Source organism: Nocardiopsis sp. TSRI0078 (assembly GCF_001905145.1).
Taxonomy (GTDB): domain Bacteria; phylum Actinomycetota; class Actinomycetes; order Streptosporangiales; family Streptosporangiaceae; genus Nocardiopsis.
The window spans coordinates 61,856-82,624 of the sequence record NZ_LWLB01000001.1 but is presented as its reverse complement, the minus strand read 5'-3'; the positions used below and the strand labels follow the sequence as shown (position 1 = coordinate 82,624).

At 71.5% G+C, this 20,769-nt stretch carries 23 protein-coding genes; 13 read left to right on the top strand and 10 right to left on the bottom strand.

Going from position 1 to position 20,769, the window contains the following annotated elements:
* Positions 1-198 precede the first annotated feature (198 nt).
* From A6A08_RS00355 to A6A08_RS27825, 5 genes are all read left to right on the top strand, one after another.
* The gene (locus A6A08_RS00355; protein ID WP_242422038.1) at positions 199-375 is read left to right on the top strand and encodes a hypothetical protein; all 177 of its coding nucleotides are present in this window, start codon (positions 199-201) and stop codon (positions 373-375) included.
* Positions 372-812: a hypothetical protein gene (locus A6A08_RS28450; protein ID WP_242422037.1), complete on the top strand. Its 441-nt coding sequence runs from the start codon at positions 372-374 to the stop codon at positions 810-812. The genes A6A08_RS00355 and A6A08_RS28450 overlap by 4 nt, the downstream gene beginning before the upstream one ends.
* Positions 799-939 (top strand): hypothetical protein, encoded by a 141-nt coding sequence (locus tag A6A08_RS27830; RefSeq protein ID WP_158069245.1) that lies wholly within the window; start codon positions 799-801, stop codon positions 937-939. Before A6A08_RS28450 ends, A6A08_RS27830 begins: the two co-directional genes overlap by 14 nt.
* A gap of 117 nt (positions 940-1,056) precedes the next feature.
* Positions 1,057-1,515, top strand: a complete 459-nt coding sequence (locus tag A6A08_RS00345; RefSeq protein WP_073700481.1) for a flavodoxin family protein — start codon at positions 1,057-1,059, stop codon at positions 1,513-1,515.
* An 84-nt stretch (positions 1,516-1,599) separates the two neighbouring features.
* On the top strand, positions 1,600-2,049 hold the full coding sequence (locus tag A6A08_RS27825) for a DUF6069 family protein (RefSeq protein ID WP_083608698.1): 450 nt from the start codon (positions 1,600-1,602) through the stop codon (positions 2,047-2,049).
* A gap of 73 nt (positions 2,050-2,122) precedes the next feature.
* Here the strand turns inward: A6A08_RS27825 and A6A08_RS00335 are convergent, their stop codons facing one another.
* A complete protein-coding gene (locus tag A6A08_RS00335) occupies positions 2,123-3,499 on the bottom strand; it encodes an aspartate aminotransferase family protein (RefSeq protein ID WP_073700480.1) in 1,377 nt (458 codons plus the stop codon).
* 228 nt (positions 3,500-3,727) lie between these two features.
* Here A6A08_RS00335 and A6A08_RS00330 point away from each other — a divergent pair, with 228 nt between their 5' ends.
* From A6A08_RS00330 to A6A08_RS00305, 6 genes are all read left to right on the top strand, one after another.
* Positions 3,728-5,176, top strand: a complete 1,449-nt coding sequence (locus tag A6A08_RS00330) for a gamma-aminobutyraldehyde dehydrogenase (RefSeq protein ID WP_073700479.1) — start codon at positions 3,728-3,730, stop codon at positions 5,174-5,176.
* Positions 5,177-5,274: 98 nt separating this feature from the next.
* On the top strand, positions 5,275-6,429 hold the full coding sequence (locus A6A08_RS00325) for an ABC transporter ATP-binding protein (RefSeq protein ID WP_073700478.1): 1,155 nt from the start codon (positions 5,275-5,277) through the stop codon (positions 6,427-6,429).
* Positions 6,430-6,635: 206 nt separating this feature from the next.
* Positions 6,636-7,877, top strand: a complete 1,242-nt coding sequence (locus A6A08_RS00320) for a PotD/PotF family extracellular solute-binding protein (RefSeq protein ID WP_394328470.1) — start codon at positions 6,636-6,638, stop codon at positions 7,875-7,877.
* A 10-nt stretch (positions 7,878-7,887) separates the two neighbouring features.
* Complete coding sequence (locus A6A08_RS00315) at positions 7,888-8,742, top strand: ABC transporter permease (RefSeq protein ID WP_073700477.1); 855 nt, start codon at positions 7,888-7,890, stop codon at positions 8,740-8,742.
* Positions 8,739-9,608 (top strand): ABC transporter permease, encoded by an 870-nt coding sequence (locus A6A08_RS00310; RefSeq protein WP_073700476.1) that lies wholly within the window; start codon positions 8,739-8,741, stop codon positions 9,606-9,608. The genes A6A08_RS00315 and A6A08_RS00310 overlap by 4 nt, the downstream gene beginning before the upstream one ends.
* 43 nt (positions 9,609-9,651) lie before the next feature.
* The gene (locus A6A08_RS00305; RefSeq protein ID WP_073700475.1) at positions 9,652-11,076 is read left to right on the top strand and encodes an FAD-binding oxidoreductase; all 1,425 of its coding nucleotides are present in this window, start codon (positions 9,652-9,654) and stop codon (positions 11,074-11,076) included.
* A gap of 405 nt (positions 11,077-11,481) precedes the next feature.
* Here the strand turns inward: A6A08_RS00305 and A6A08_RS00300 are convergent, their stop codons facing one another.
* The 8 genes from A6A08_RS00300 to A6A08_RS00265 form a co-directional block, all read right to left on the bottom strand.
* On the bottom strand, positions 11,482-13,047 hold the full coding sequence (locus tag A6A08_RS00300; protein ID WP_073700474.1) for a polyamine aminopropyltransferase: 1,566 nt from the start codon (positions 13,045-13,047) through the stop codon (positions 11,482-11,484).
* A gap of 66 nt (positions 13,048-13,113) precedes the next feature.
* Positions 13,114-13,542 carry a DUF350 domain-containing protein gene (locus tag A6A08_RS00295; protein WP_073700473.1) on the bottom strand — a complete coding sequence of 143 codons (429 nt, stop codon included), beginning with the start codon at positions 13,540-13,542 and terminating at the stop codon, positions 13,114-13,116.
* Positions 13,543-13,606: 64 nt separating this feature from the next.
* Positions 13,607-13,915 (bottom strand): hypothetical protein, encoded by a 309-nt coding sequence (locus A6A08_RS00290; RefSeq protein ID WP_073700472.1) that lies wholly within the window; start codon positions 13,913-13,915, stop codon positions 13,607-13,609.
* Entirely contained in the window at positions 13,912-14,445 is a 534-nt protein-coding gene (locus tag A6A08_RS00285; protein WP_073700471.1) for a DUF2617 family protein, read from the bottom strand. Before A6A08_RS00285 ends, A6A08_RS00290 begins: the two co-directional genes overlap by 4 nt.
* A gap of 7 nt (positions 14,446-14,452) precedes the next feature.
* Entirely contained in the window at positions 14,453-15,055 is a 603-nt protein-coding gene (locus tag A6A08_RS00280) for a DUF4178 domain-containing protein (protein ID WP_073701024.1), read from the bottom strand.
* Between the two features lie 195 nt (positions 15,056-15,250).
* On the bottom strand, positions 15,251-16,102 hold the full coding sequence (locus A6A08_RS00275; RefSeq protein WP_073700470.1) for a sulfurtransferase: 852 nt from the start codon (positions 16,100-16,102) through the stop codon (positions 15,251-15,253).
* A gap of 63 nt (positions 16,103-16,165) precedes the next feature.
* Positions 16,166-16,588 carry a hypothetical protein gene (locus tag A6A08_RS00270; RefSeq protein ID WP_073700469.1) on the bottom strand — a complete coding sequence of 141 codons (423 nt, stop codon included), beginning with the start codon at positions 16,586-16,588 and terminating at the stop codon, positions 16,166-16,168.
* A complete protein-coding gene (locus A6A08_RS00265) occupies positions 16,581-16,943 on the bottom strand; it encodes a hypothetical protein (protein WP_073700468.1) in 363 nt (120 codons plus the stop codon). Before A6A08_RS00265 ends, A6A08_RS00270 begins: the two co-directional genes overlap by 8 nt.
* A gap of 275 nt (positions 16,944-17,218) precedes the next feature.
* Between A6A08_RS00265 and A6A08_RS00260 the strand changes: the two genes are divergently transcribed.
* The gene (locus tag A6A08_RS00260; RefSeq protein ID WP_073700467.1) at positions 17,219-18,037 is read left to right on the top strand and encodes a DUF4352 domain-containing protein; all 819 of its coding nucleotides are present in this window, start codon (positions 17,219-17,221) and stop codon (positions 18,035-18,037) included.
* Positions 18,038-18,265: 228 nt separating this feature from the next.
* Positions 18,266-18,727: an excalibur calcium-binding domain-containing protein gene (locus A6A08_RS00255; RefSeq protein ID WP_073700466.1), complete on the top strand. Its 462-nt coding sequence runs from the start codon at positions 18,266-18,268 to the stop codon at positions 18,725-18,727.
* 18 nt (positions 18,728-18,745) lie between these two features.
* Here A6A08_RS00255 and A6A08_RS28445 read toward each other — a convergent pair whose 3' ends face one another.
* On the bottom strand, positions 18,746-20,698 hold the full coding sequence (locus A6A08_RS28445) for an N-acetylmuramoyl-L-alanine amidase (RefSeq protein WP_242422036.1): 1,953 nt from the start codon (positions 20,696-20,698) through the stop codon (positions 18,746-18,748).
* Positions 20,699-20,769 lie beyond the last annotated feature (71 nt).

The window sequence follows — 20,769 nt, the reverse complement described above, 5'->3', positions numbered from 1 at the left end:
TATAAACAGGACGCTGACCCGTCGGCGCGTAGGCGGCGGAGCGGTTGGCGGTCACACGTCCAGTGTGCCCGAGGGAGCAGAACCCGAGCGCGGCACCGTGCGGCCTGGCTTGGCGGTCGCGGTCGCGCGGTGCCCGCCCTGATGACCTGTCCCGCCGGACTTCCCATCCAGCGGCATCCCGAAGGAGAGGTGTGCGCTGTGCGCTACCTGAACCCCAGCGCCCTCGTGGCCGTCCGCTACCTGACATCCGAACGCCTGCGCCGGCGGCGTCCGCGCCGCGCGTCCCGGGTGCGGAACTATGTTGCCCACCCCGCCGGGGACCTCGCCCCGCTCGCCCTGGCCGTCGCCCACTACCTGCGAGGAGCGATCGCATGAGGCGCCGACGTAGGCCGGGCGCCGGGTCCGGCGCACGGCCGGACGGCCTGGTGGGCCCGTCCGGGGCACCCTTCTTCCGGTCCGCCCGGGACGGAGGCGCCCCGGTGACGCCGCCCGTGTGCGGCGAGACCTCCCTCGACCGCGACACCCGGCACCTGGTGTGCGTGCTCGACACCGGTCACGACGGCGACCACCAGGACGCGCGGGGAACCCGGTGGGAGCCGCCCCGCACCACCCTCGTCCGGCTCAGGCGGCGGTGGGGGCGGACCCACCGCGTCGCGTGGACGGGGTCGTACTGGGTGGCCACCGCCCGCGACCGGCGCGTCCGGTGGCGCTCGCACATCGAGCCGACCCCGGACCAGTTGGAGGCCGACCTCCGAAGGCACACCGGGCACCCGCCCGTCCCGGCTCCGAGGGGGCACCGTGACCGCCTCTGACGTCTACGTCCCGGGGCCGGGCGAGGACCTGGACCCCGACCGTCCGCTCACCCCCGGGGAGCAGGAGGCGGTGGAGCGCCAGGGCGCGTATCTGGAATGGCAGCGGGCCCGCCAGCGGATCCGGTGAGACCCGACGGCCTTTCCGTGTGCCGCGCCGTGCCCGGCACGCGGAAAGGCCGGGGACGCGGGCGCCGCCCCGCACATGGGAGGCGGGGCGGCGCCCGCGTCCTCCTAGTGTGGGGACATGGCACGACTGCTCATCGTTCACCACACGGTCTCGCCCGCCACGCAGGAGCTGCTGGGCGCGGTGCTCGACGGCGCCCGCACCGACGACATCGAGGGGGTGGAGGTGCGGGCCGAGGCCGCGCTGTCGGCCACGGCCGCCGACCTGTTCGGCGCCGACGCCCTGATCCTGGGGACCCCGGCCAACATCGGGTACATGTCCGGCGCCCTCAAGGTCTTCTTCGACACGGTCTTCTACCCCGCCCAGGAGCAGACCGAGGGGCTGCCGTACTCCCTGTACGTGCACGGGGACAGCGACACCTCCGGCGCGGTCCGCGCCGTGGAGTCCATCGCCAAGGGCATGGGATGGGAGCGGCACCGGCCGCCGGTCACCGTGACCGGCCGACCGGACGCCGAGGCGAGGGAGGCCTGCTGGGAGCTGGGCGCCGTCACCGCCCTGGCCGCACTGGAGCGGGAGTGATGCGCGTCACCCGGCATTGACCTAAAGTAATATTGAGGTTGGAGGATCTCCACGAAGCACACCGCACATCTGACTGGAGATCCCATGAGCACCCCCACCGCCGCCGCCCCTCCCGCCCCCGCCGCCACCCGGCGTCCGGGCGCCCCCTGGTGGGCGGCCGGAGCCGTCTCCGTCGCCGCGGCCACCGCCGCCAACCTGCTACTCCTCGGCCTCGGCCACCTCGTGGGCGCCTCCATGGAGCATCCGGACGGGGCCGGGGGGATCGCCGCGGTGGAGGCCGGCGGAGTGGCCTTCATGAGCGCGGTCCCGCTCGCCGCCGGGTTCGTCGCCGCGGTCCTGCTCTCCCTGCTGTGGAAGGGCTTCCTGCGCACGGGCCAGATCGTCGGGACCGTGCTCGCCGTGGCCTCCGCGGCGATGCCGTTCCTCGCGGGGACCGACCTCGCCACCGAGGCCGTCCTCGCCCTCATGCACGTCGTGCTGGTCCCGGTGGTGTGGTTCGGCCTCGGCGCCGTCCGCCTCCGGGCCCTCTCCTGAAGCCGGGCCCGCACACGGCGGCGCCCCCGGCCTTCCGTCCGGTCGGGGGCGCGCAGGGCACGGGCGACAAGGGTCAGAGCCGGTCCCAGGCCTCGGTGAGGACCTTGCGCAGGATGCGCTCGATCTCGTCGAACTGCTCCGGTCCGCAGGTCAGCGGCGGAGACAGTTGCACGACCGGCTCCCCCCGGTCGTCGGCGCGGCAGATGAGCCCGGCGTCGAAGAGCGCCGCGGACAGGAAGCCCTTGAGCAGCCGGTGGGACTCCTCCTCGGTGAAGGTCTCCTTGGTCTCCTTGTCCTTGACCAGTTCGATGCCGTAGAAGAACCCGTCACCGCGCACGTCGCCGACGATCGGCAGGTCCAGGAGCCTCTCCAGGGTCGCGCGGAGGACGGGCCCGTTCTCCCGGACGTTGTCGAGGATGCCCTCGCTCTCGAACAGGTCGAGGTTGGCGAGCGCCGCGGCCGCCGCCACCGGGTGCCCGGCGAAGGTGATGCCGTGCAGGAAGGCGGCCCCCTCCTCCTTGAAGGGCTCCATCAGCCTCTCGCGGGCGATGAGCCCGCCGAGCGGCACGTACCCGCTGGTGGCGCCCTTGGCGAAGGTGATCATGTCGGGCAGGTAGCCGTACCTGGTCGCCCCGAAGTACTCGCCCAGGCGCCCGAAGGCGCAGATCACCTCGTCGGAGACCATCAGGACGCCGTGGCGGTCGCAGATCTCGCGCACCCGCTGCAGGTAGCCGGGCGGCGGCGGGAAGCAGCCGCCGGAGTTCTGCACGGGCTCCACGTAGACGGCGGCGACGGTCTCGGGGCCGTTCTGGACGATGGCCTCCTCGATCTGGTCGGCGGCCCAGCGGCCGAAGGCCTCCGGGTCGTCGCCGTGCAGGGGGGCGCGGTAGAAGTTCGTGTTCGGTACCTGGACGGTGCTGGGCACCAGCGGCTCGAACGGGGTCTTGATCGCCTGCAGGCCCGTGATCGACAGGGCGCCCATGCTGGTCCCGTGGTAGGCGATCCTCCTGCTGATCACCTTGTGCCGGGTGGGCTCACCGATCGCCTTGAAGTACTGGCGGGCCAGCTTCCAGGCCGACTCGACCGCCTCGGAGCCGCTCGTGGTGAAGAAGACCCGGTTGAGGTCGCCCGGCGCCAGGCCCGCGATGCGGTCGGCCAGTTCGACCGCCCTGGGGTGCGCGTAGGTCCAGATCGGGAAGTAGGCCAGCTCGCGCGCCTGCTCGGCGATGGCGTCGGCGATCTCGGTCCGGCCGTGTCCCACCTGCGAGACGAACAGCCCGGCCAGGCCGTCCAGGTACCTGTTCCCGTCGGCGTCGTAGACGTAGGCCCCCTCGCCCCGGGTGATGACGGGGACGTCGGCGTCGTCGTAGGCGGCCATCTCCGTGAAGTGCATCCACAGATGGTCCTTGGCGGCTCGCTGGAGTTGCTCCGGGCTCAGGTGCGCTGCCACTTGGTTCTCCCAAGATCGCTGGGTGGTGCGGGGACCGTGGAGGTCGACCCGGGGGTCTCAACAGAACCCACTCAATAGAAATAGTGGCAGCCATGGCTGTTCTGTCAAGTATCCGTCGAGAAACAGAAACTTTACAACGGAATCCCTTGATCTCCTGAGGTGCGGGTGGCAGTGTGACGGATCACAGTCCATGCGCGCCGAGACAGCGCCCGATCGCAGGGAGCCGCAGTGACCCAGGAGCCCGGAACCGAGCACCTCCGCAACTTCGTCGACGGCGAGTACGTCGACACCGCGGACGGGATCCGCGGCGACCTCGTCGACCCGGCCACCGGAAAGGTCTTCGCCACGGCCCCGGTGTCCACGGCGGAGGACGTCGACCACGCCTTCCGGGCGGCCCAGCGCGCCTTCGACTCCGGATGGCGCGACCGGACCCCCGCCGAACGGCAGATCGCCCTCAACAAGTTCGCCGACAGGGTGGAGGAGCGCGCCGACGAGCTGGTCGACGCCGAGGTCCGCAACTGCGGCAAGCCGGTCGGTCCCACCCGCAGCGAGGAGATCGGCCAGGTCCTGGACGCGCTGCGCTTCTTCGCCGGCGTCGCCCGCAACCTGGAGGGCCGGGCGGCGGGCGAGTACATGGCCGACCACACCTCCTGGGTGCGCCGCGAGCCCCTGGGCGTCGTCGGCCAGATCACCCCGTGGAACTACCCCATGGCCATGGCGGCCTGGAAGATCGGTCCCGCCCTGGCCGCGGGCAACACCATCGTCCTCAAGCCCTCCGACACCACCCCGGTCTCCACGCTGCTGCTCGCCGAGATCGCCGCCGAGTTCCTGCCGCCCGGCGTGTTCAACGTCGTCGTAGGCGACCGCGACACCGGCCGCGCCCTGGTGGACCACCCCGTGCCGCGGCTGATCTCCCTCACCGGATCCACCCGGGCCGGATACGAGGTCGCCCAGGCCGGGTCCAGGGACCTCAAGCGCCTGCACCTGGAACTGGGCGGCAAGGCCCCGGTGGTGGTCTTCGACGACGCCGACGTCGAGAAGGCGGCCGCCGGGATCGCCGAGGCCGGATACTTCAACGCCGGCCAGGACTGCACCGCCGCCACGCGCGTGCTGGCCGCCCCGGGGATCCACGACGACCTCGCCGCCGCCCTCGCCGAACAGGCGCGCGGCACCGTCACCGCCCCGCCCGGCAACCCCGACGCCGCCTACGGCCCGGTCAACAACGCGAACCAGCTGGCCCGGGTGAGCGGTTTCCTGGACCGCGCCCCCGACCACGCCGAGGTCCTCGCCGGAGGCTCCCGGGTCGGGGACGAGGGCTTCTTCTACGCGCCCACCGTCGTCTCCGGGCTGCGCCAGGGCGACGAGATGGTCACCGACGAGATCTTCGGCCCCGTCATCACCGTGCAGCGCTTCACCGACGAGGACACCGCTGTGAACTGGGCGAACTCCGTGGAATACGGCCTGGCGTCCAGTGTGTGGACCCGCGACCACGCCCGCGCCCTGCGCGTCTCGCGCCGCCTGGACTTCGGCTGCGTGTGGATCAACACCCACATCCCGATCACCGCGGAGATGCCGCACGGCGGCTTCAAGCACTCCGGCTACGGCAAGGACCTGTCGATGTACTCCTTCGACGAGTACACCCGCGTCAAGCACGTCATGAGCTACATCGGAGACTGAGCCCTCCCGTCGGCCCGCTCCGCGCGGCCCGCCCTCGTCGCGGGCCCGCCGGTCCGCGGGCCCGCGGCAAGAACGAGACTGACAGGAATCACCCCACCATGGCTCCCACCAGTACCACCCAACCCGAGGCGCCCGCAGCCGGCACCGTCCCGGCCGCGGGCCCCGCGATCAGCCTGGACGGAGTGGTCAAGTCCTTCCGGACCGGTTCCGAGACGGTGCGCGCGGTCGACGGCGTCGACCTGGAGATCGAACGCGGGGAGTTCTTCTCACTGCTCGGACCGTCCGGCTGCGGCAAGACCACCACCATGCGCATGATCGCCGGGTTCGAGGACCCCACCGAGGGCGTCGTCCGCCTCGACGGCCGCGACGTCACCGGTGTGGCCGCCAACCACCGCGACGTCAACATGGTCTTCCAGAGCTACGCGCTCTTCCCGCACATGAGCGTGGCCGACAACGTCGCGTTCGGGCTGCGGCGCAAGAGGGTCCCCAAGGCCGAGATCACCCGCCGGGTCGGCCGGATGCTCGACCTCGTCGAGCTCGGGCACCGCGCCAAGCACCGCCCGTCACAGCTGTCCGGTGGCCAGCAGCAGCGCGTCGCCCTGGCCCGCGCGCTCGTCAACGAGCCCTCCGCCCTGCTCCTGGACGAGCCGCTCGGCGCGCTCGACCTCAAGCTCCGCCAGTCCATGCAGGTCGAGCTCAAGCGCATCCAGCGCGAGGTCGGCATCACCTTCGTCTACGTCACCCACGACCAGGGCGAGGCGCTGACCATGTCCGACCGCATCGCCGTGATGAACAACGGCGTGGTCGAGCAGCTCGGTGCGCCCGCCGAGATCTACGAGCGTCCCGCCACCAGGTTCGTCGCCGACTTCATCGGCACCAGCAACCTCGTCCGCGGCGTGGTCCGCACCAACGCGGGGGGCCTGTGGAAGGTGGAGGTCGCCGACGGCGCCACCGCCCTGGTCGCCGAACTGCCCGGATCGGTCACCACCGGCGCCCACATCCACCTGACCGTCCGCCCGGAGAAGGTCCGCATCGGGACCGAGCAGCCCGAGGGCGAGGCCAGCCGCGTCCCCGGCACGGTCACCGAGACCGTCTACATGGGCGCCGCCACCCACTACCAGGTGGACATCGGCGGCGGCGAGGAGGTCACGGTCTACCAGCAGAACGCCTCGGGCTCCACCCTGGTCGCCGAGCGGGGCGAGCGGGTGTGGCTGTCCTGGCCGCCCGAGCACTCCTACGCGCTCCCGTCCTGACTCCGCCCGCACGCGCACCGGTCCCCGCAGAGCAGCAGCCATCATCCCCGGCCCCGGCAGGCACACCAGCCACTCCCGGTACCTCCGGGCAGGGGAGGCGCCCGCCCCGACCCGGACCCCCGACCCCGTCCGCTCCGCCACCGTGACGGCGGCCCCCAAGAACCGAAGTAGGGAACGACGACATGAACAACCGACCGCGCCCACACATGGATTCCGCCCTCCTGCGCGGGCTCACCCGTGCCCGTCGCAGTCCCCTGGCGCTCCCCGGTCTCACCCGCCGTCGCACCCTCCAGGCGGGCGGCGTCACCGCGGCCGCGCTCGCCCTGTCCGCCTGCGGCGTCGGCGGCCAGCAGCGCGACCCCGCCGCGGACGAGAACTTCTGGGCGGACAAGGAGCGCACGGGCAGCCTGCGCTGGGCCAACTGGCCGCTGTACATGGACTCCGAGCGCACCCAGATCCAGCAGTTCACCGAGGCCACCGGCATCGAGGTCGACTACAAGGAGGACGTGCACGAGGCCGCGTCGTTCTTCGGGCAGATCCAGCCCAAGCTCGCCAACGGCGACGACATCGGCTACGACCTCATGGTCCTGACCAACGGCTTCGAGCTCGCCAAGCTCATCGAACTCGGCTACCTGACGCAGCTGGACCACAGCAGGCTCCCCGCCTTCACCGAGTACGCGGGCGAGATCTACAAGAACAACTCCTACGACCCCGGCAACAAGTACACCGTCCCCTACGCCTCGGGCATCACCGGCATCGCCTACAACCCCGAGTTCGTCGACCGGGAGATCACCAGCCTGCAGGACCTGTGGGACCCGGCCTTCGAGGGCAAGGTCGGCATGTTCGCCGACCCGCAGGAGATCGCGGTCTTCGGCCTGCTCGCCAACGGCGCCGTCCCGGCGGATTCCACCCGGGAGGACTGGGAGGCCGCCGCCGACAAGCTCCGCGAACAGCGCGACTCCGGCGTGGTGCGCGCCTACTACGAGCAGGACTACATCCAGCCGCTCACCACCGGTGACCTGTGGATGACCATGGCCTGGTCCGGCGACATCTACCAGCAGAACGCCGAGGCGGGCACGGACCTCAAGTTCGTCATCCCCGACGAGGGCGCCACCCTCTGGACGGACAACCTGATGATCCCGTACACCACCCAGGCCCCGGTCGACGCCATCGAGCTGATGAACTTCCTCTACGAGCCGGAGATCGCCACCGGTCTCACCGAGTACATCGGCTACATCTCCCCGGTCCCGCACGCGCAGGAGGTCATGGCCGAGTGGTCCGAAGCCGAGGGGGAGGGCGAACGCGCCGAGGCCCTGCGCGCGATGGCGGAGAGCGCCCTCGTCTTCCCCGAGGAGGGCGACTACCAGAAGCTCCACAACTACGTGGCGCTGCCGCCCGACCAGCAGGGCGAGTTCTCCTCCCTGTTCCAGGCAGTCACGCAGAGCTGAGCCGCCAACCATGAGCAACCGAAAGTTCACGCCCTACGTGCTGGTGCTCCCGGCATGGGTCTGGCTGGCGCTGTTCTTCGTGGTGCCCATCGGCGGGATGCTGTCCCTGTCGCTGACCACGGGCAACGTGGTCACCGGGTTCCAGCAGACCTTCGAGGTGGGCAACTACGCCGCCGCCGTCAGCACCTACTGGGAGCAGATCCTGCGCTCCCTGCTCTACGGCGCCTGCGCCACCCTCGTGTGCATCGCCCTGGGCTACCCGATGGCGTACTGGATCGCCTTCCGCGGCGGGGCCCACAAGTCCACCTACCTGCTGCTGATCCTGCTGCCGTTCTTCGTCTCGTTCGTGCTGCGCACCATCTCCTGGAGGTTCTTCCTCTCCGACAACGGCGTGGTGCTCGGCCCGCTCAAGGACCTCGGGCTGCTCCCGGAGGGCTTCGCCGTCCTCAACTCCGCGCCCGCGGTGGTCCTCGGCCTGGCCTACAACTTCCTGCCGTTCATGGTCCTGCCGATCTACGCGGTCCTGGAGCGCATGGACCCGTACCTGGTGGAGGCCGCGCACGACCTGTACGCCGACCGCGTCCAGGCCTTCGTGCGGGTGATCCTGCCGGTCTCCCTGCCCGGCGTGTTCGCCGGGGTGCTGATGACCTTCATCCCCACCAGCGCCGACTACGTCAACGCCTCGGTGCTCGGGGGGACGCACAACACGATGATCGGCAACGTCATCCAGACCCAGTACCTGGTCAACAACAACTATCCGATCGCCGCCTCGATCACCTTCGTCCTCATGGGGCTGCTGCTGGTCGGGATCTTCAGCTACGCACGGGCCCTGGGCACCGAGCGGGTCATGGAGGTGCACGCGTGAGCGCCGACGTCCACACGCAGGCCGGCGCCGGAGGAGGCGCCGGGAACGGCACCGCCCCGGCGACCGCGCGGCGCCGCGCGCGCCGCCGGACCGACTGGGGCCGCTACCACACCTGGGCCGTGCTGGCCTGGCTGTTCGCACCCATCGTGTTCATGATCGCGTTCAGCTTCAACGATCCGGCCGGGCGGCACAACATCACCTGGCAGGGCTTCACCCTCAGGTGGTACCAGAACGCTTTCGCCCACACCGAGCTCAACGAGGCGATGTTCAACTCGGTGAGCATCGCGCTGCTGACGATGGTCGTCTCCGGCCTCCTGGGCACCCTGCTCGGACTGGCCCTGGGCCGGTTCGGCTTCCGCGGCAAGCAGCTCACCAACCTGGTGATGTTCGCGGCGATCAGTGCACCCGAGGTGGTGCTCGGCGCCGCGCTGCTGTCCACCTTCCTGATGATGAACGTGACCACCGGCTACTGGACGACCGTCATCGCGCACGTGATGTTCTGCGTGTCCTTCGTCGCCATCACCGTGCGGGCCCGCGTCATCACCCTGGACCCGCGCCTGGAGGAGGCCGCCCGCGACCTCGGTGCCGGACCCTGGGACACGTTCCGCCTGGTCACCCTGCCCATGCTGTTCCCCGCCATCATGGCGGGAGGACTGCTGGCCTTCGCCCTGTCCATCGACGACTACATCATCACCTCGTTCGTCAGCGGCGACGTCACCACCTTCCCGCTGTGGATCTGGGGCGCCACCCGCGTGGGCATCCCGCCGCAGGTCAACGTCATGGGCACCCTGCTGTTCGCGGTCGGGCTGCTCATGGCCGTGGTCAACATCGCCATGGCCCGGCGCCGGACCGCGACCGGGGACTGAGCCCGAACGCCCCGCCCAACCACGAACGGAAAAAGTGATACTCATGGCCGACGGAGCGACCCAGCGGGTGGCGGGGGCCCTGGCGGACACCCGTCCCCAGGTCTTCTGGCTCGACCCCGACGTCCCCGGACACGACGTCCCCGCGCCCGCGCCGCCCCTGGCCGGCGACGTGTTCGCCGACCTGGCGGTGGTCGGCGCGGGCTTCAGCGGACTGTGGACCGCGCTCATCGCCAAGGAGCGCGACCCCGACCGCGACGTGGTGCTGGTGGAGGCGCGCACCGCGGGATGGGCGGCCTCCGGGCGCAACGGCGGGTTCTGCGCCGCCAGCCTCACCCACGGCTACGACAACGGCGCCGAGCGCTGGCCCGAGGAGATCGGCGAACTCGAACGCCAGGGCCGCGCCAACCTCGACGGTATCGAGGAGGCGGTGGCCAGGTACGGGATCGACTGCGAGTTCGAGCGCACCGGCGAGATCCTGGCCGCCACCGCGCCCTGGCAGGCCGAGGGGTTCGACGAGTCCGCCGAGACGATGAACGCCCTGGGCTACGCCTCGCAGGTGTGGGACGCCGAGCGCACCCGCCGGGAGATCGACTCCCCCACCTACGCGGGGGCGCTGTACGACCCCGACGGCGTCGCCATGGTCCATCCGGCCAAGCTCGCGTGGGGCCTGCGCGCCGCCTGCCGGAGGCTCGGCGTGCGGATCTTCGAGAACACGCCCGTGCGCGCGATCCGCTCCGTGCCGGCGGGCCTTCGCCTGGAGACCGGCGGCGGCGCCCTGCACGCGCCCAGGGTGGCCTGGGGGACCGGGGCCTTTCCCGGACCCCTGCGCCGGCTCAAGCACTACCTGGCCCCGGTCTACGACTACGCGCTGATGACCGAGCCGCTCACCGGCGAACAGAGGGCGTCCCTGGGCTGGAAGGGGCGCCAGGGGGTCTCCGACGCCGCGAACCTCTTCCACTACTACCGGCTGACCTCGGACGACCGCATCCTGTGGGGCGGCTACGACATCGTGCACCACTACGGCGGCAGGGTGCGCCCGGAGTTCGACCAGCGCCCGGAGACCTTCCGCAGGCTCGCCGGGCACTTCTTCGAGACCTTCCCCCAGCTGGCCGACGTGCGGTTCACCCACAGCTGGGGCGGGGTCATCGACACGTGCAGCCGGTTCTCCGCCTTCTACGGCACCGGGTACGGAGGCCGCCTGGCCTACGCCGCCGGGTACACGGGGCTGGGCGTGGGCGCGACCCGCTTCGGCGCGCAGGTGATGCTGGACCGCCTCGACGGCCTGGACACCGAGCGCACCCGGCTGCGCATGGTCCGGGAGAAGCCGCTGCCCTTCCCGCCCGAGCCGGTCCGCTCACTGGGCATCGGACTGACCCTGCGCGCCACCGCCGCCGCCGACCGCGACGGGGGCCGCCGCAACCTGTGGCTGCGCGGCCTGGACGCGGTGGGCCTGGGCTTCGACAGCTGAGGCCGCGCCGGCGGCACGTCCTGAGGGCTCTGGTCGGCCGCCGGCCAGGAGCACGGGAGGGGCCGGAAAAGGGGGGAAAAGTCTGGGTAACGGCTTGGCAGGGGACGCGGCGGGGGCGGCGTGGCGTGCCTCCCGTGTCCGGGCACCGGGTCAGGATGGGGCAGGTCACGAGGAGATCCGGCGCCGTCGTACGTGCGCGCACGCGTTCCCGACCGCGGACCGCCGCCTTCTCCCCGTCCTGCCGCCGCCGTCCCCGACACCGAGCAACCCCCGTTCCAGGCCCACCGCGCGGCCGCCCACCGGCCCAAGTCCTCAGGCCGCGCGGTGCTCTTTCCCTGCGGTGGCGGGCCGGGCGGCGGCCGTGGAGGACCGCGGTCGGCCGGAGGGACGGCGGTCGTCCGGACGTCAGTAGCCCCGCCAGGCCCCCTGGTGGTAGTCGATCACCCGGGGGTGCATGAGGGTCGACTCCTCCACGTCGTCCTCGCGGCGGTCCTTGGGGAAGACCTGGGCGGAGGCCAGCAGGGGCTCGTCGAGGAAGCGCAGGGGCGGCGCGTCCTCGGGAACGCGCAGCTCGGGCGCCTCGTTCGCGGTGGCGAGGTAGAAACCCCAGTTGCCGAAGGACGGCACGTCCACGTTGTAGGGGGTGGCGGCCAGCCCGGCGCTCTCCAGGGTGTCGCCCACGCCCCAGTAGGCCTCCGGGGCGAAGAAGGGCGAACCGGCCTGCACCACCACGCGGCCCCGGTCGGACAGGGCGTGGCGCAGGAGCGAGTAGAACTCCACGGTGTAGAGCTTGGCGGTGCCGACGTCGGTACCGTCCGGAAGGTCGGCGACGATCACGTCGAACCGCTCGTGGTTCTCGCGCAGCCACTGGAAGGCGTCGGTGTTGACGACCTCCAGGCGCGGGTCCTCGAAGGAGTGCTCGTTGAGGTCGCTGATCACCGGGTTGGTGGAGGCCAGGTCGACCACGGCCGGGTCCAGGTCCACGAGGGTCGCCGAGGACACGTCGCCGTAGGAGAAGATCTCGCGCAGGGCCATGCCGTCGCCCCCGCCCAGCACCAGGACGTCCTCGTGCGGGCCCGCCATCGCGGGGTGGACCAGCGACTCGTGGTAGCGGTACTCGTCCAGCGTGGAGAACTGCAGGCTCCCGTTGAGGAACAGGCGGACGTCCTCGCCGTCGAGGGAGCGGGTGAGCACGATCTCCTGGTACTCGGAGCGCTCGGCGTGCACGATCGGATCCCGGTACAGGGCCTGGCGGGCGCTCACCTCGAACTGGTCGGCGTAGAGGTAGGCCAGGCCGAGCATCGCGACGATGACCGCCAGCCCGGCGCCCAGGCCCGCGTAGGCGCGCCGGGACAGCTCCGAGCGGAACAGCCACAGCACCACGGCCACACCGATCACGGCGTTCAGCGCGCCCACCGCCAGCGCGCCCTTGGGCAGGCCCAGTAGGGGCAGCAGTACGAAGGGGAACGCCAGACCGCCGATCAGCCCGCCCACGTAGTCGGCGGCGAACAGGTCGGCGACCGCGTCGGAGGCGTCCTGCCTGCGGATGCGCTGGATCAGCGTCATCAGCAGCGGGATCTCCATGCCGATGAGCAGACCGATGACGAACGCCAGTACCACCAGGGCGGGCTGGTAGGCCGAGAACCAGGCGAAGGCCGCGTACAGCAGCAGCACCGACAGCCCGCCGACGAGCGAGAGCAGCCCCTCGATGACGGCGAAGGCCGCGGCCGGGTGCGCCTGGAAGCGCTTGGACAGCAGCGAGCCCACACCCATGGCGAACACCATCACGGACAGGACCACGGAGGCCTGGGTGATGGTGTTGCCCAGCAGGTAGCTGCCGATGGCGACGAGCGCCAGCTCGTACACCAGGCCGCAGGCGGCGCAGACGAACACCGCCAGCAGCACGAAGAAGCGGGCCGCCCTGGCGGAGATGGGGAGCCGGGACCGGGGGCGGACGGTCGTCTCAGTCAACAAGGGTGCCTTCGTGTGGTGCCGGTGGCCGGGGACAGGGGCCGTTCGGGAGCGGTGCCGCCGGGATCAGGTGAGGGCCGCGGCGATGACCAGGCCGATCGCCACGTGCGCGGAGGCGCTCACCCAGGTGGCCGGGTGCGGTTCGCTGTCGCTGATCATGTGGGCGATCTTGGCGGGGACGATCAGGTCGATCACCAGGAACGACAGAGCCATGACGCCCAGGCCGATCAGCCCGTAGGCGGCGGTCGAGAGCAGCCCCGCGCCCAGCCCGATCTCGGAGTCGCTGGAGAGGATCGCCGAGGTGACGACGATGGCCGAGCCCAGCGTGTTGGCGGACACGAGCAGCACGGCGTTGCGGTTGCGGTCCTCCCAGATCAGCTTGTGCAGCTTACCGGGGGTGAGGAGGTCGGTGATCAGGTAGCCCACCACGAGGATGGCGATACCCACCGCTCCGTAGGCGAGGGCCGCGAGGGAGTTGAAGAGAATGACGTTCATGGTCCTGTCCGGTGGTGAGGGGGATCGTGTTCGGAAAGGTCGGCAGCGGGCAGCGGGCAGCGGGCTACTTGCCGAAACCGCTGCCGCCGCCACGGTAACTGCTTCCGCTGCCGTCGTTGTAGCTGCTGCTGCCGCTGCCGCCGCTGCTTCCTCCGAAGAAGAAGAAGCCTCCGCCGGAGGATCCGGAGGAGCCTTCGCAGTCGTCATCGTCGTAGCCCTCGATGGCGACGACGTCGTCGTCCGGGCAGTAGTTGTTGTTGTCGTTGCTGCATGCGGCGAGCAGGATCAGCAGCAGCAGGATGACGCCGATGACGACGAACACCGTGACGATGACGTTCCTGTTGTTGTTCTCGGGGGCCTCGTATGCCTTCATTGTGCGGTTCTCTCAGAGGTGGGGGGCATGGTCACTGTCGAGGTGGTCGTCACCAGCTCGCCGCTCTGCGGATAGGCGTGCCAGGTGCGCCAGCGGAGGGGGTCCTCGCGGTCGGGAACCAGGCGCAGCGCGGTGACCGCCAGGGGATCACCCGGAAAGGCGACGAGCAGGCCGCGGGGGGAGTCCGCCACCTCGCGGTGGAGCCGCTCCACCCGGAGGGCCAGTGCGGTGCGCGGCAGGGGCTCCACGAGCGAGTCGAAACGGTAGCGGCCCAGGTCGGAGCGCTCGACACCGCCCGGTAGGCCGCCGGGCAGGCCGGGCAGGCACGCCACGGTCTCCACCAGGGACCCGTGCTCCGACTCCGGCGCGACGACCACCTGGTGGGAGGCACCGAGCACGCGCAGTTCGACCCGGGCGCCCGGCACCCTGACGGTGCGGGTGGCCAGGGGGGCGACCAGCGGGTGGTCCAGGGTCCAGACCAGGTCGTCGGCGCTGGTGTCGACGAAGGGGGCGCTGATGCTCGCGCGCACGTTCGGCTCAGCTCCCCGGATAGATGGTGAAGGTACCCGGGACGACCTTGGTGCCGGTGCTGGCCTCCCAGCGGCCGTGGTCGAAGCGCTCGAAGGACAGCAGCCTGCCGTCGTCGGACTCGTAGTCGGCGTAGTCGAGGCCGCCCTGGGCCTTGAGCCCCGTGGTGCCCTCGGACCGGTAGGAGCCGGTGCCCTTCTCCTGGAGCCGGTAGAGGACGCCCTCCAGCTCGATGGACGTGCCCTGGGGGATGATCTCCAGGTCGGGGCGGCCGGTCCACAGGGCCAGCTCCACGTCCGGGTCCTCCTCCACGGAGATCCAGCGCTTGCCGCCCTCGACCTCCAGGAAGTGCTCCGACCAGGTGTAGCCGCCCTCGGACAGGCGCAGGGTGCCGCGGATCCAGGTGCGCTCGGTGCCCCAGTCGATCATGTCGCCCGCCTTGAGCGTGCGCGGGTCGCCCGCGGTGCTGTCGCCCTTGTCGGCGAAGGGGTCCTGCGGCGGTGCGGGGGCCTTGGGGGAGGAGCTCCGGCTCTTGGAGCGCCGCATGGCGACCACGACGGCTGCCACGACGGCGGCCGCGGCGGCGATGAGGACGAGTAGCAGGAGTAGCAGGAGTTCTGTGGCCAATGTTCCTCGTTTCGGGGTGAAGCACGGGGCGGGGGCACAGGGGGAGGGCGGCGCGGTCCCGCCGACAGTCTGACGCCGCTCGGCGGGATGAGGTTCCGGACGCGTCCGGAACCGGCCCCGGGGAGCCGGCCCCAGGTCACGCGAACGGACGGAGCCGGTGACGGGCCCCGCGCCGGGGGCTCACGCGCGGGGGTCGCCGGTCTCCACCGGAAGGGAGGCGTCGCCTCCCCAGCGGCTCCACGAGCCCGGATACAGGCGGGCACCGGGGTACCCGGCGTGCTCCAGGGCGAGCAGGTCGTGGCAGGCCGTGACCCCGGACCCGCAGTAGGCGGTGATGGTGTCGGCGGAGTCGGCCCCGAGTGCGGCGAAGCGCTCGCGCAGGACCTCCGGGGCGGCCAGGAACCCGTCACCGTCGAGGTTGCCGGTCCACTCCGCGCTGCGGGCGCCCGGCACGTGCCCCGGTCGTGCGTCGACGGGAGCGGGCTGTTCACCGGTGTAGCGGCCGTGGGCACGGGCGTCGACCAGCAGATGCGCCGGGTCGCCGGTCCGGGCCCGGACGGCGTCGGTGTGCACGACCCGGTCCTCGGGCCAGGGCAACGGGGTACGGCGGACGGGCTCGGGCGTGACCTCGCCCTCCTCCAGCTCCCCGTCCCACGCCTGGACGCCGCCGTCCAGGAACGCCGCCGGGGTGCCGAGGACGCGCAGCATCCACACCAGGCGTGCGGCGACCGAGCCGCCCGCGTCGTCGTAGACGACCACGGAGGAGTCGTCGCCGATGCCGAGGCGGCCGAGCGTCCTCGCGAAGTCGTCCGCGTCGGGCAGCGGGTGCCGGCCGCCCCCGGGGTCGGCAGGCGCGGCGAGGTCGGCGTCCAGGTCGGTGAAGACCGCGCCGGGCAGGTGGCCGGCACGGTGGGCGTCGCGGCCGGAGCGGCCGTCGAGGTACCACCGGGAGTCGACGAGGACGACCTGGTCACGGTGCTCGCGGAGCCAGTCGGCCGACACCGCCACCGGAAGGGACAAGGGTTCGGACATGGCCGACAGCCTAACGCCGGACCGTCGGCCGCGGTATGTCCGCCCAGGTGACGGACGTGCGGTTCAGTCCGTGTCCATGCGGTGGACGCGCAGGATCCACCACAGGCCCACCACCGGCAGCACCAGCGGGATGAACAGGTAGCCGCCGCCGAAGTTCGACCACACGGTGTCGTCGGGGAACACTTCGGGCAGGAGCACGCTGGCCGCGCCCACCACGAGCACCCCGACCACCTCGACACCGCACGAGACCAGGGCGACCACGCGCGAGGTGCGTCCGGCCCGGGCCAGGCCGACCGCCGCGACCAGGTAGACCACCCCGGCGAGCAGGGACAGCGCGTAGGCCAGGGGCGCCTCGTCGAACCTGGTGGCCAGCTGGTAGCCGCCCCTGGCGGTGGCGGCGAGGGCGAACACCCCGTACACGGCGACGAGGAGCCGTCCGGGGCCGGTGCGCAGGGTCCTGGCGGTGGACGTGGTGGTCTCAGACAACGGGGTTCCAGAGCTGTTCGAGCCGGACGAACAGGACGGGCAGGATCAGGCACGCGAAGGCGATCACGGCCGGACCCCACTTGCTGCGCTCCATGAAGCCCCACACGGCGCACGCGGGCGGCAGCAGCGCCACGGTGGCCAGGTAGGACACGAACATGGCCGTCTCGGCGGGGCGGTCTCCGCCGACCACGGTGACGACGGCGGCGCCCACCTGGCCGAGGACGAGGAACCACAGGAGGCCCATGCCGACGAGGTGGGGGACCACCATGGGCTGGTCGCGGAAGGTCGACACGAGGCACCATCCGGCCATCGCCAGTGACGCCACCTGAATCGTCACCGTCAGCCAGTCGACCACGCCGCCTCCGCTCGTCCGTCCTGCCGCCCGTGTCGGCGATCTCTACGACACAGCGTAGTACCCGGTGGCCACCGCATCGCTCCGGCCCCGCCCGGCCGCGGGCGCCCGAGCAGCGGGAACGCCCGGCCGCGGGACACCTCTGGCACGGGGCGGACCGGACCTGGGCGGGCCCGTGTCGGATATGGTCCTTCCAGCCGCATGTGTTCCAGCCGGTACAAGGCTCAGGGCCGCGGCACATCCCCTACGCCATCGTGTACGAGAACCGGAGCACACGCGTGTCCCATCCCCATGACCCTTCCGGCCCCCAGCAGCCTCCCTACGGCGGTCCCACCGGCGGGCAGCCCCCCTACGGCGACCCCGCGGGCGGACAGCCCCCCTACGGCGGTCCCACCGGTGGACAGCCTCCCTACGGCGGTCCGCCCGGGCCTCCTCCCGGAGGACAGCCCCCCTACGGCGACCCCATGGGCGGGCAGCCGCCCTACGGCATGCCCCCCGGGTCCCCCTACGGCCCGCCGCCCGGAGGGCCCTCCCCCTACGGCCCGCCCCCGAAGAAGGGCATGTCCACCGGAGCCAAGATCGGTATCGGCGTCGGCGGCTGCTTCGGACTCGTGATCATCGCGATCGTCGTCATCGTGATCGTCGCCGCGTTGTCCGTGAGCGGCGACGACACGTCGTCGTCCTCCCCCACGCCCTACGCCACCGAGGAGGAGGCCCCGCAGCAGGAGGGGGCGGCTGAGGAGGCGCCCGCGGCCGGCGAGCAGGCCGTCAGCATGACCGCCTCCGCCGCGGGCACCGCGGGCGACGTCATCGACGACACCGTCTACACGGTGCTGGACGTCGAGCTCACCAACAACGGTGACGAGGACCTCAGCGTCAGCCCGATGTACTTCACCGCGGTGCTCGCCGACGGCACCGAGCGGACCGACTGGGGCGAGGCCCTCTTCGCCGACATCACGCCGTTCGAGATCACCACCCTGGCACCCGGTTCCAGTGCCACCGGGCAGATCGCCGTGGTGGGCGAGGTCGAGGTCGCCGAGGTCCGGTACGACCCGAGCTTCGGTATGGAGGAGCCGATCGTGGCCGTGGTCGAGTAGCCCGGACGTGACGGCACCCCGGCGGCGGTACGCCCGCGGCCGGGGTGCCGTCGTGTGTACGGGCTCGTGCGCGGACTCCGCACGGGGGAGGACGAACATTCCTTTTTGGTGAAAAGACAGATTTCTCCGGATTCTCTCGGATATCGTCCTCGCACGCGTGTTCCCGCTCGGCATGCGGTACCCAGTGCGGTTCCCCCACCGCTTCCTGCGCACGTGTCGGAGCGTCCCATGTCCCTGCCCCCGCAGCAGCCCGTCGGCAGTATGTCCACCGGAGCCAAGGTCGGTATCGGGTGCCTGGGGTGCTTCGGCGCGCTCATGTTCACCGCGATCGTCGGCTCCTGCGCCAGCGCCCTGGCCGGAGGCGGCTCGGACCAGGCCGGGCCGCCGCCTCCGGCCGAGACGGTCACCGCGACCGTGTCCGAGCCCGTGGAGCCCACCGCGACCGCGACCGAGGAGGTCGAGGTGGAGGTGACGGTCACCGAGGCGGAGACTGTCACGGAGACCGCCACTGAGACGGTGACCGCACAGCCCGACAGCGCCGGCGCGGGCACCGGTGCCACGGGGGGCGGATCGGTCCACTACCAGAACTGCGACGCGGCGCGCGCCGCCGGCGCGGCCCCCGTGCGCCGGGGCGACGCGGGCTACGGCCGCCACCTGGACCGGGACGGAGACGGTGTCGGCTGCGAGTGAGGGTTGCGCGCGGGGCCCTTAGCCCACGGCCGGCTCGTCGTCCTCGTCCTGGACCGGGCCGAAGGCCTCCGAGGCCCTTTCCAGGGCGCGCTTGGTGACGGCGGCCTCGACCTGGTCGACCGCGTGGGCGGTCATCCTGTCTCCGTACCCGTCCAGCGCCCGGCTGCCGACGTACTCGCGGCACCGGCGCACGCCCTCGGCGGTGGCGGGCCCGTAGACGGAGTCGGCCCCGTTCTCGCCCAGTGCGTCCCCGAAGCCCGCCCTCCTGATCCTGAGTTGGAGAAGCTTGACCGCCTCTCCCGTGCTGCCGATGCGCAGTCCGAGCATGTCGTGTACCTCCGTGATCTCACCGGGGGGCTGTTCGAACGTGCCGTTTTGGACGAGGGCGTAGGCCCTGTCGCCGGGGCACGACGTGGAGACGAAGTCGCGGTGGCCGAGCACCCTGCCGGAGACGGAGGTGCCGGGTTCCCTCAGCCACTGCCGGAGCGCGCGGACGGCGTTGACCTGCTCGGGCGTGATGGGATCGGTCGGGCCGGTCGCCAGCGTCACCGAGTAGTGGGTGGTGTTGCCGCCCGGCTGTGCGGCCTGGGCCCTGTACAGGCCCCGGCCTTCCAGGACGTATCCGTGTGCACAGCACATGAACGAGTTGCCGGTGAAGTACACCGTGCCCTCACGCCTGGCCAGCCAGGTGGAGTTCGGTGTGCGCACGCACCAGATCCGTCCCTCGTAGGGCTCGCGCAGGAGGGTGAACTCCGCCTTCCCGGCCGCCGCGGCCCGGGGCGCGACGTGGGTCTCGCGGTGCAGGTCCACCTTCCACCCGGGATACGGAGTCGAGGAGGTGGGAGGCCGGCGCCGTAGGGAGGCCGCTCGCCCGGCGAGGATCGCGGCGAACTGGAGGGCCTCGGCGGCGGCGCGGCCCTTCTGGCCGAGGGCCCGGGCGTCGTCCGTGCGGTCGCCGTGGCCGCCTCCCAGCGGTGACGCCTCGATGAACAGGGCGAGCTGCTCCGCGGTCAGCGAGCGCAGGAACGCGTGGGTGGGAACCCGTCCGGGGGCGTGTTCGTCCAGGACACGGCCGGCGTCGGAGGACAGGTGGAACCCGGTCTGGTGGCGGCTGCGGACCTCACGCCACCACGGGATGCCGTCGGTGTACCCGCCGGCCCGGGGAGGCTTCTCACAGGGTGGGCCGAAAGCACCGTGCAACGCGTCTCGGATCCTGGCCGCACCGGCGGGGTTCCTCGCCTCCGACTGGAGGACGGCCACACTGGTGCCGGCTCCGCGGCTTTCCTCCCGCGACCTGATGTGCCCCCCGGCCCAGAACCAGGCCACCAGCTCCACGAGTGCGTCGGACCACTTGGGTTCGGTGGGCAGGTGCGCGCAGGGAGCCGACAGGGGAATCCGGTCCCGGTGACCGAGCGTGTCCGTGGTCGCCCACATCCGTTCGTGCCCCTTGACGCCACGTGCCGCGCGGCCGGTCCGGGCCCATGTCCCGTCCTCGTGCTTTCGCCTTTCGGTTCCTGTACGCCTGTGGTGGCGCTCCACGGGCCACCGGTGGCCAGGAGTCGTCAGTGACGAGTGTTCGCGCCCCTCCATCCGGACCAGTTCCCGGGGCATGGCGGGGAAGACGTGGACGTCCTGGAGGGGCTGCCACTCCGACATCCCCGTCTCGTGGTCGAGGGTGAGAACGATGTCACCGGGGGAGATCTGGTGGAACGTCCGCCAGCCGTCCTCGGTGAGGATCTCGGTCGCTTCGTCCACGCAGTATCCGACATCGACCCACCCACGGGAGGGGCCCATGTGGAACGCGCGGGTGTTGTGCCAGTAGGCGAGGCAGGCCGAGTGGTTCCTGCCGGCGAGTCCCTGGTCGACACCGTCGTAGTGGACGACCAGGCCTGATCGGGGATCGGCGTAGGAGGCCGGGCTCTCCGGCCAGCCGAGTTCGGACCGGGACACGTATTCGCTCGGTCGAGGCATGACCCCATTGTGCCAAGGAAGCACTCCGGAGGGTGGTGAATCCATGACATTCGGTGGGAATCTCTTGCCAC

Bases quoted from the DNA above. Each gene is read 5' to 3' on its own strand.
- A6A08_RS28450 (WP_242422037.1), top strand. From the start codon at position 372: ATGAGGCGCCGACGTAGGCCGGGCGCCGGGTCCGGCGCACGGCCGGAC.
- A6A08_RS00345 (WP_073700481.1), top strand. From the start codon at position 1,057: ATGGCACGACTGCTCATCGTTCACCACACGGTCTCGCCCGCCACGCAG.
- A6A08_RS27825 (WP_083608698.1), top strand. From the start codon at position 1,600: ATGAGCACCCCCACCGCCGCCGCCCCTCCCGCCCCCGCCGCCACCCGG.
- A6A08_RS00325 (WP_073700478.1), top strand. From the start codon at position 5,275: ATGGCTCCCACCAGTACCACCCAACCCGAGGCGCCCGCAGCCGGCACC.
- A6A08_RS00320 (WP_394328470.1), top strand. From the start codon at position 6,636: ATGGATTCCGCCCTCCTGCGCGGGCTCACCCGTGCCCGTCGCAGTCCC.
- A6A08_RS00315 (WP_073700477.1), top strand. From the start codon at position 7,888: ATGAGCAACCGAAAGTTCACGCCCTACGTGCTGGTGCTCCCGGCATGG.
- A6A08_RS00305 (WP_073700475.1), top strand. From the start codon at position 9,652: ATGGCCGACGGAGCGACCCAGCGGGTGGCGGGGGCCCTGGCGGACACC.
- A6A08_RS00295 (WP_073700473.1), bottom strand. From the start codon at position 13,542: ATGAACGTCATTCTCTTCAACTCCCTCGCGGCCCTCGCCTACGGAGCG.
- A6A08_RS00290 (WP_073700472.1), bottom strand. From the start codon at position 13,915: ATGAAGGCATACGAGGCCCCCGAGAACAACAACAGGAACGTCATCGTC.
- A6A08_RS00275 (WP_073700470.1), bottom strand. From the start codon at position 16,102: ATGTCCGAACCCTTGTCCCTTCCGGTGGCGGTGTCGGCCGACTGGCTC.
- A6A08_RS00255 (WP_073700466.1), top strand. From the start codon at position 18,266: ATGTCCCTGCCCCCGCAGCAGCCCGTCGGCAGTATGTCCACCGGAGCC.
- A6A08_RS28445 (WP_242422036.1), bottom strand. From the start codon at position 20,698: ATGCCTCGACCGAGCGAATACGTGTCCCGGTCCGAACTCGGCTGGCCG.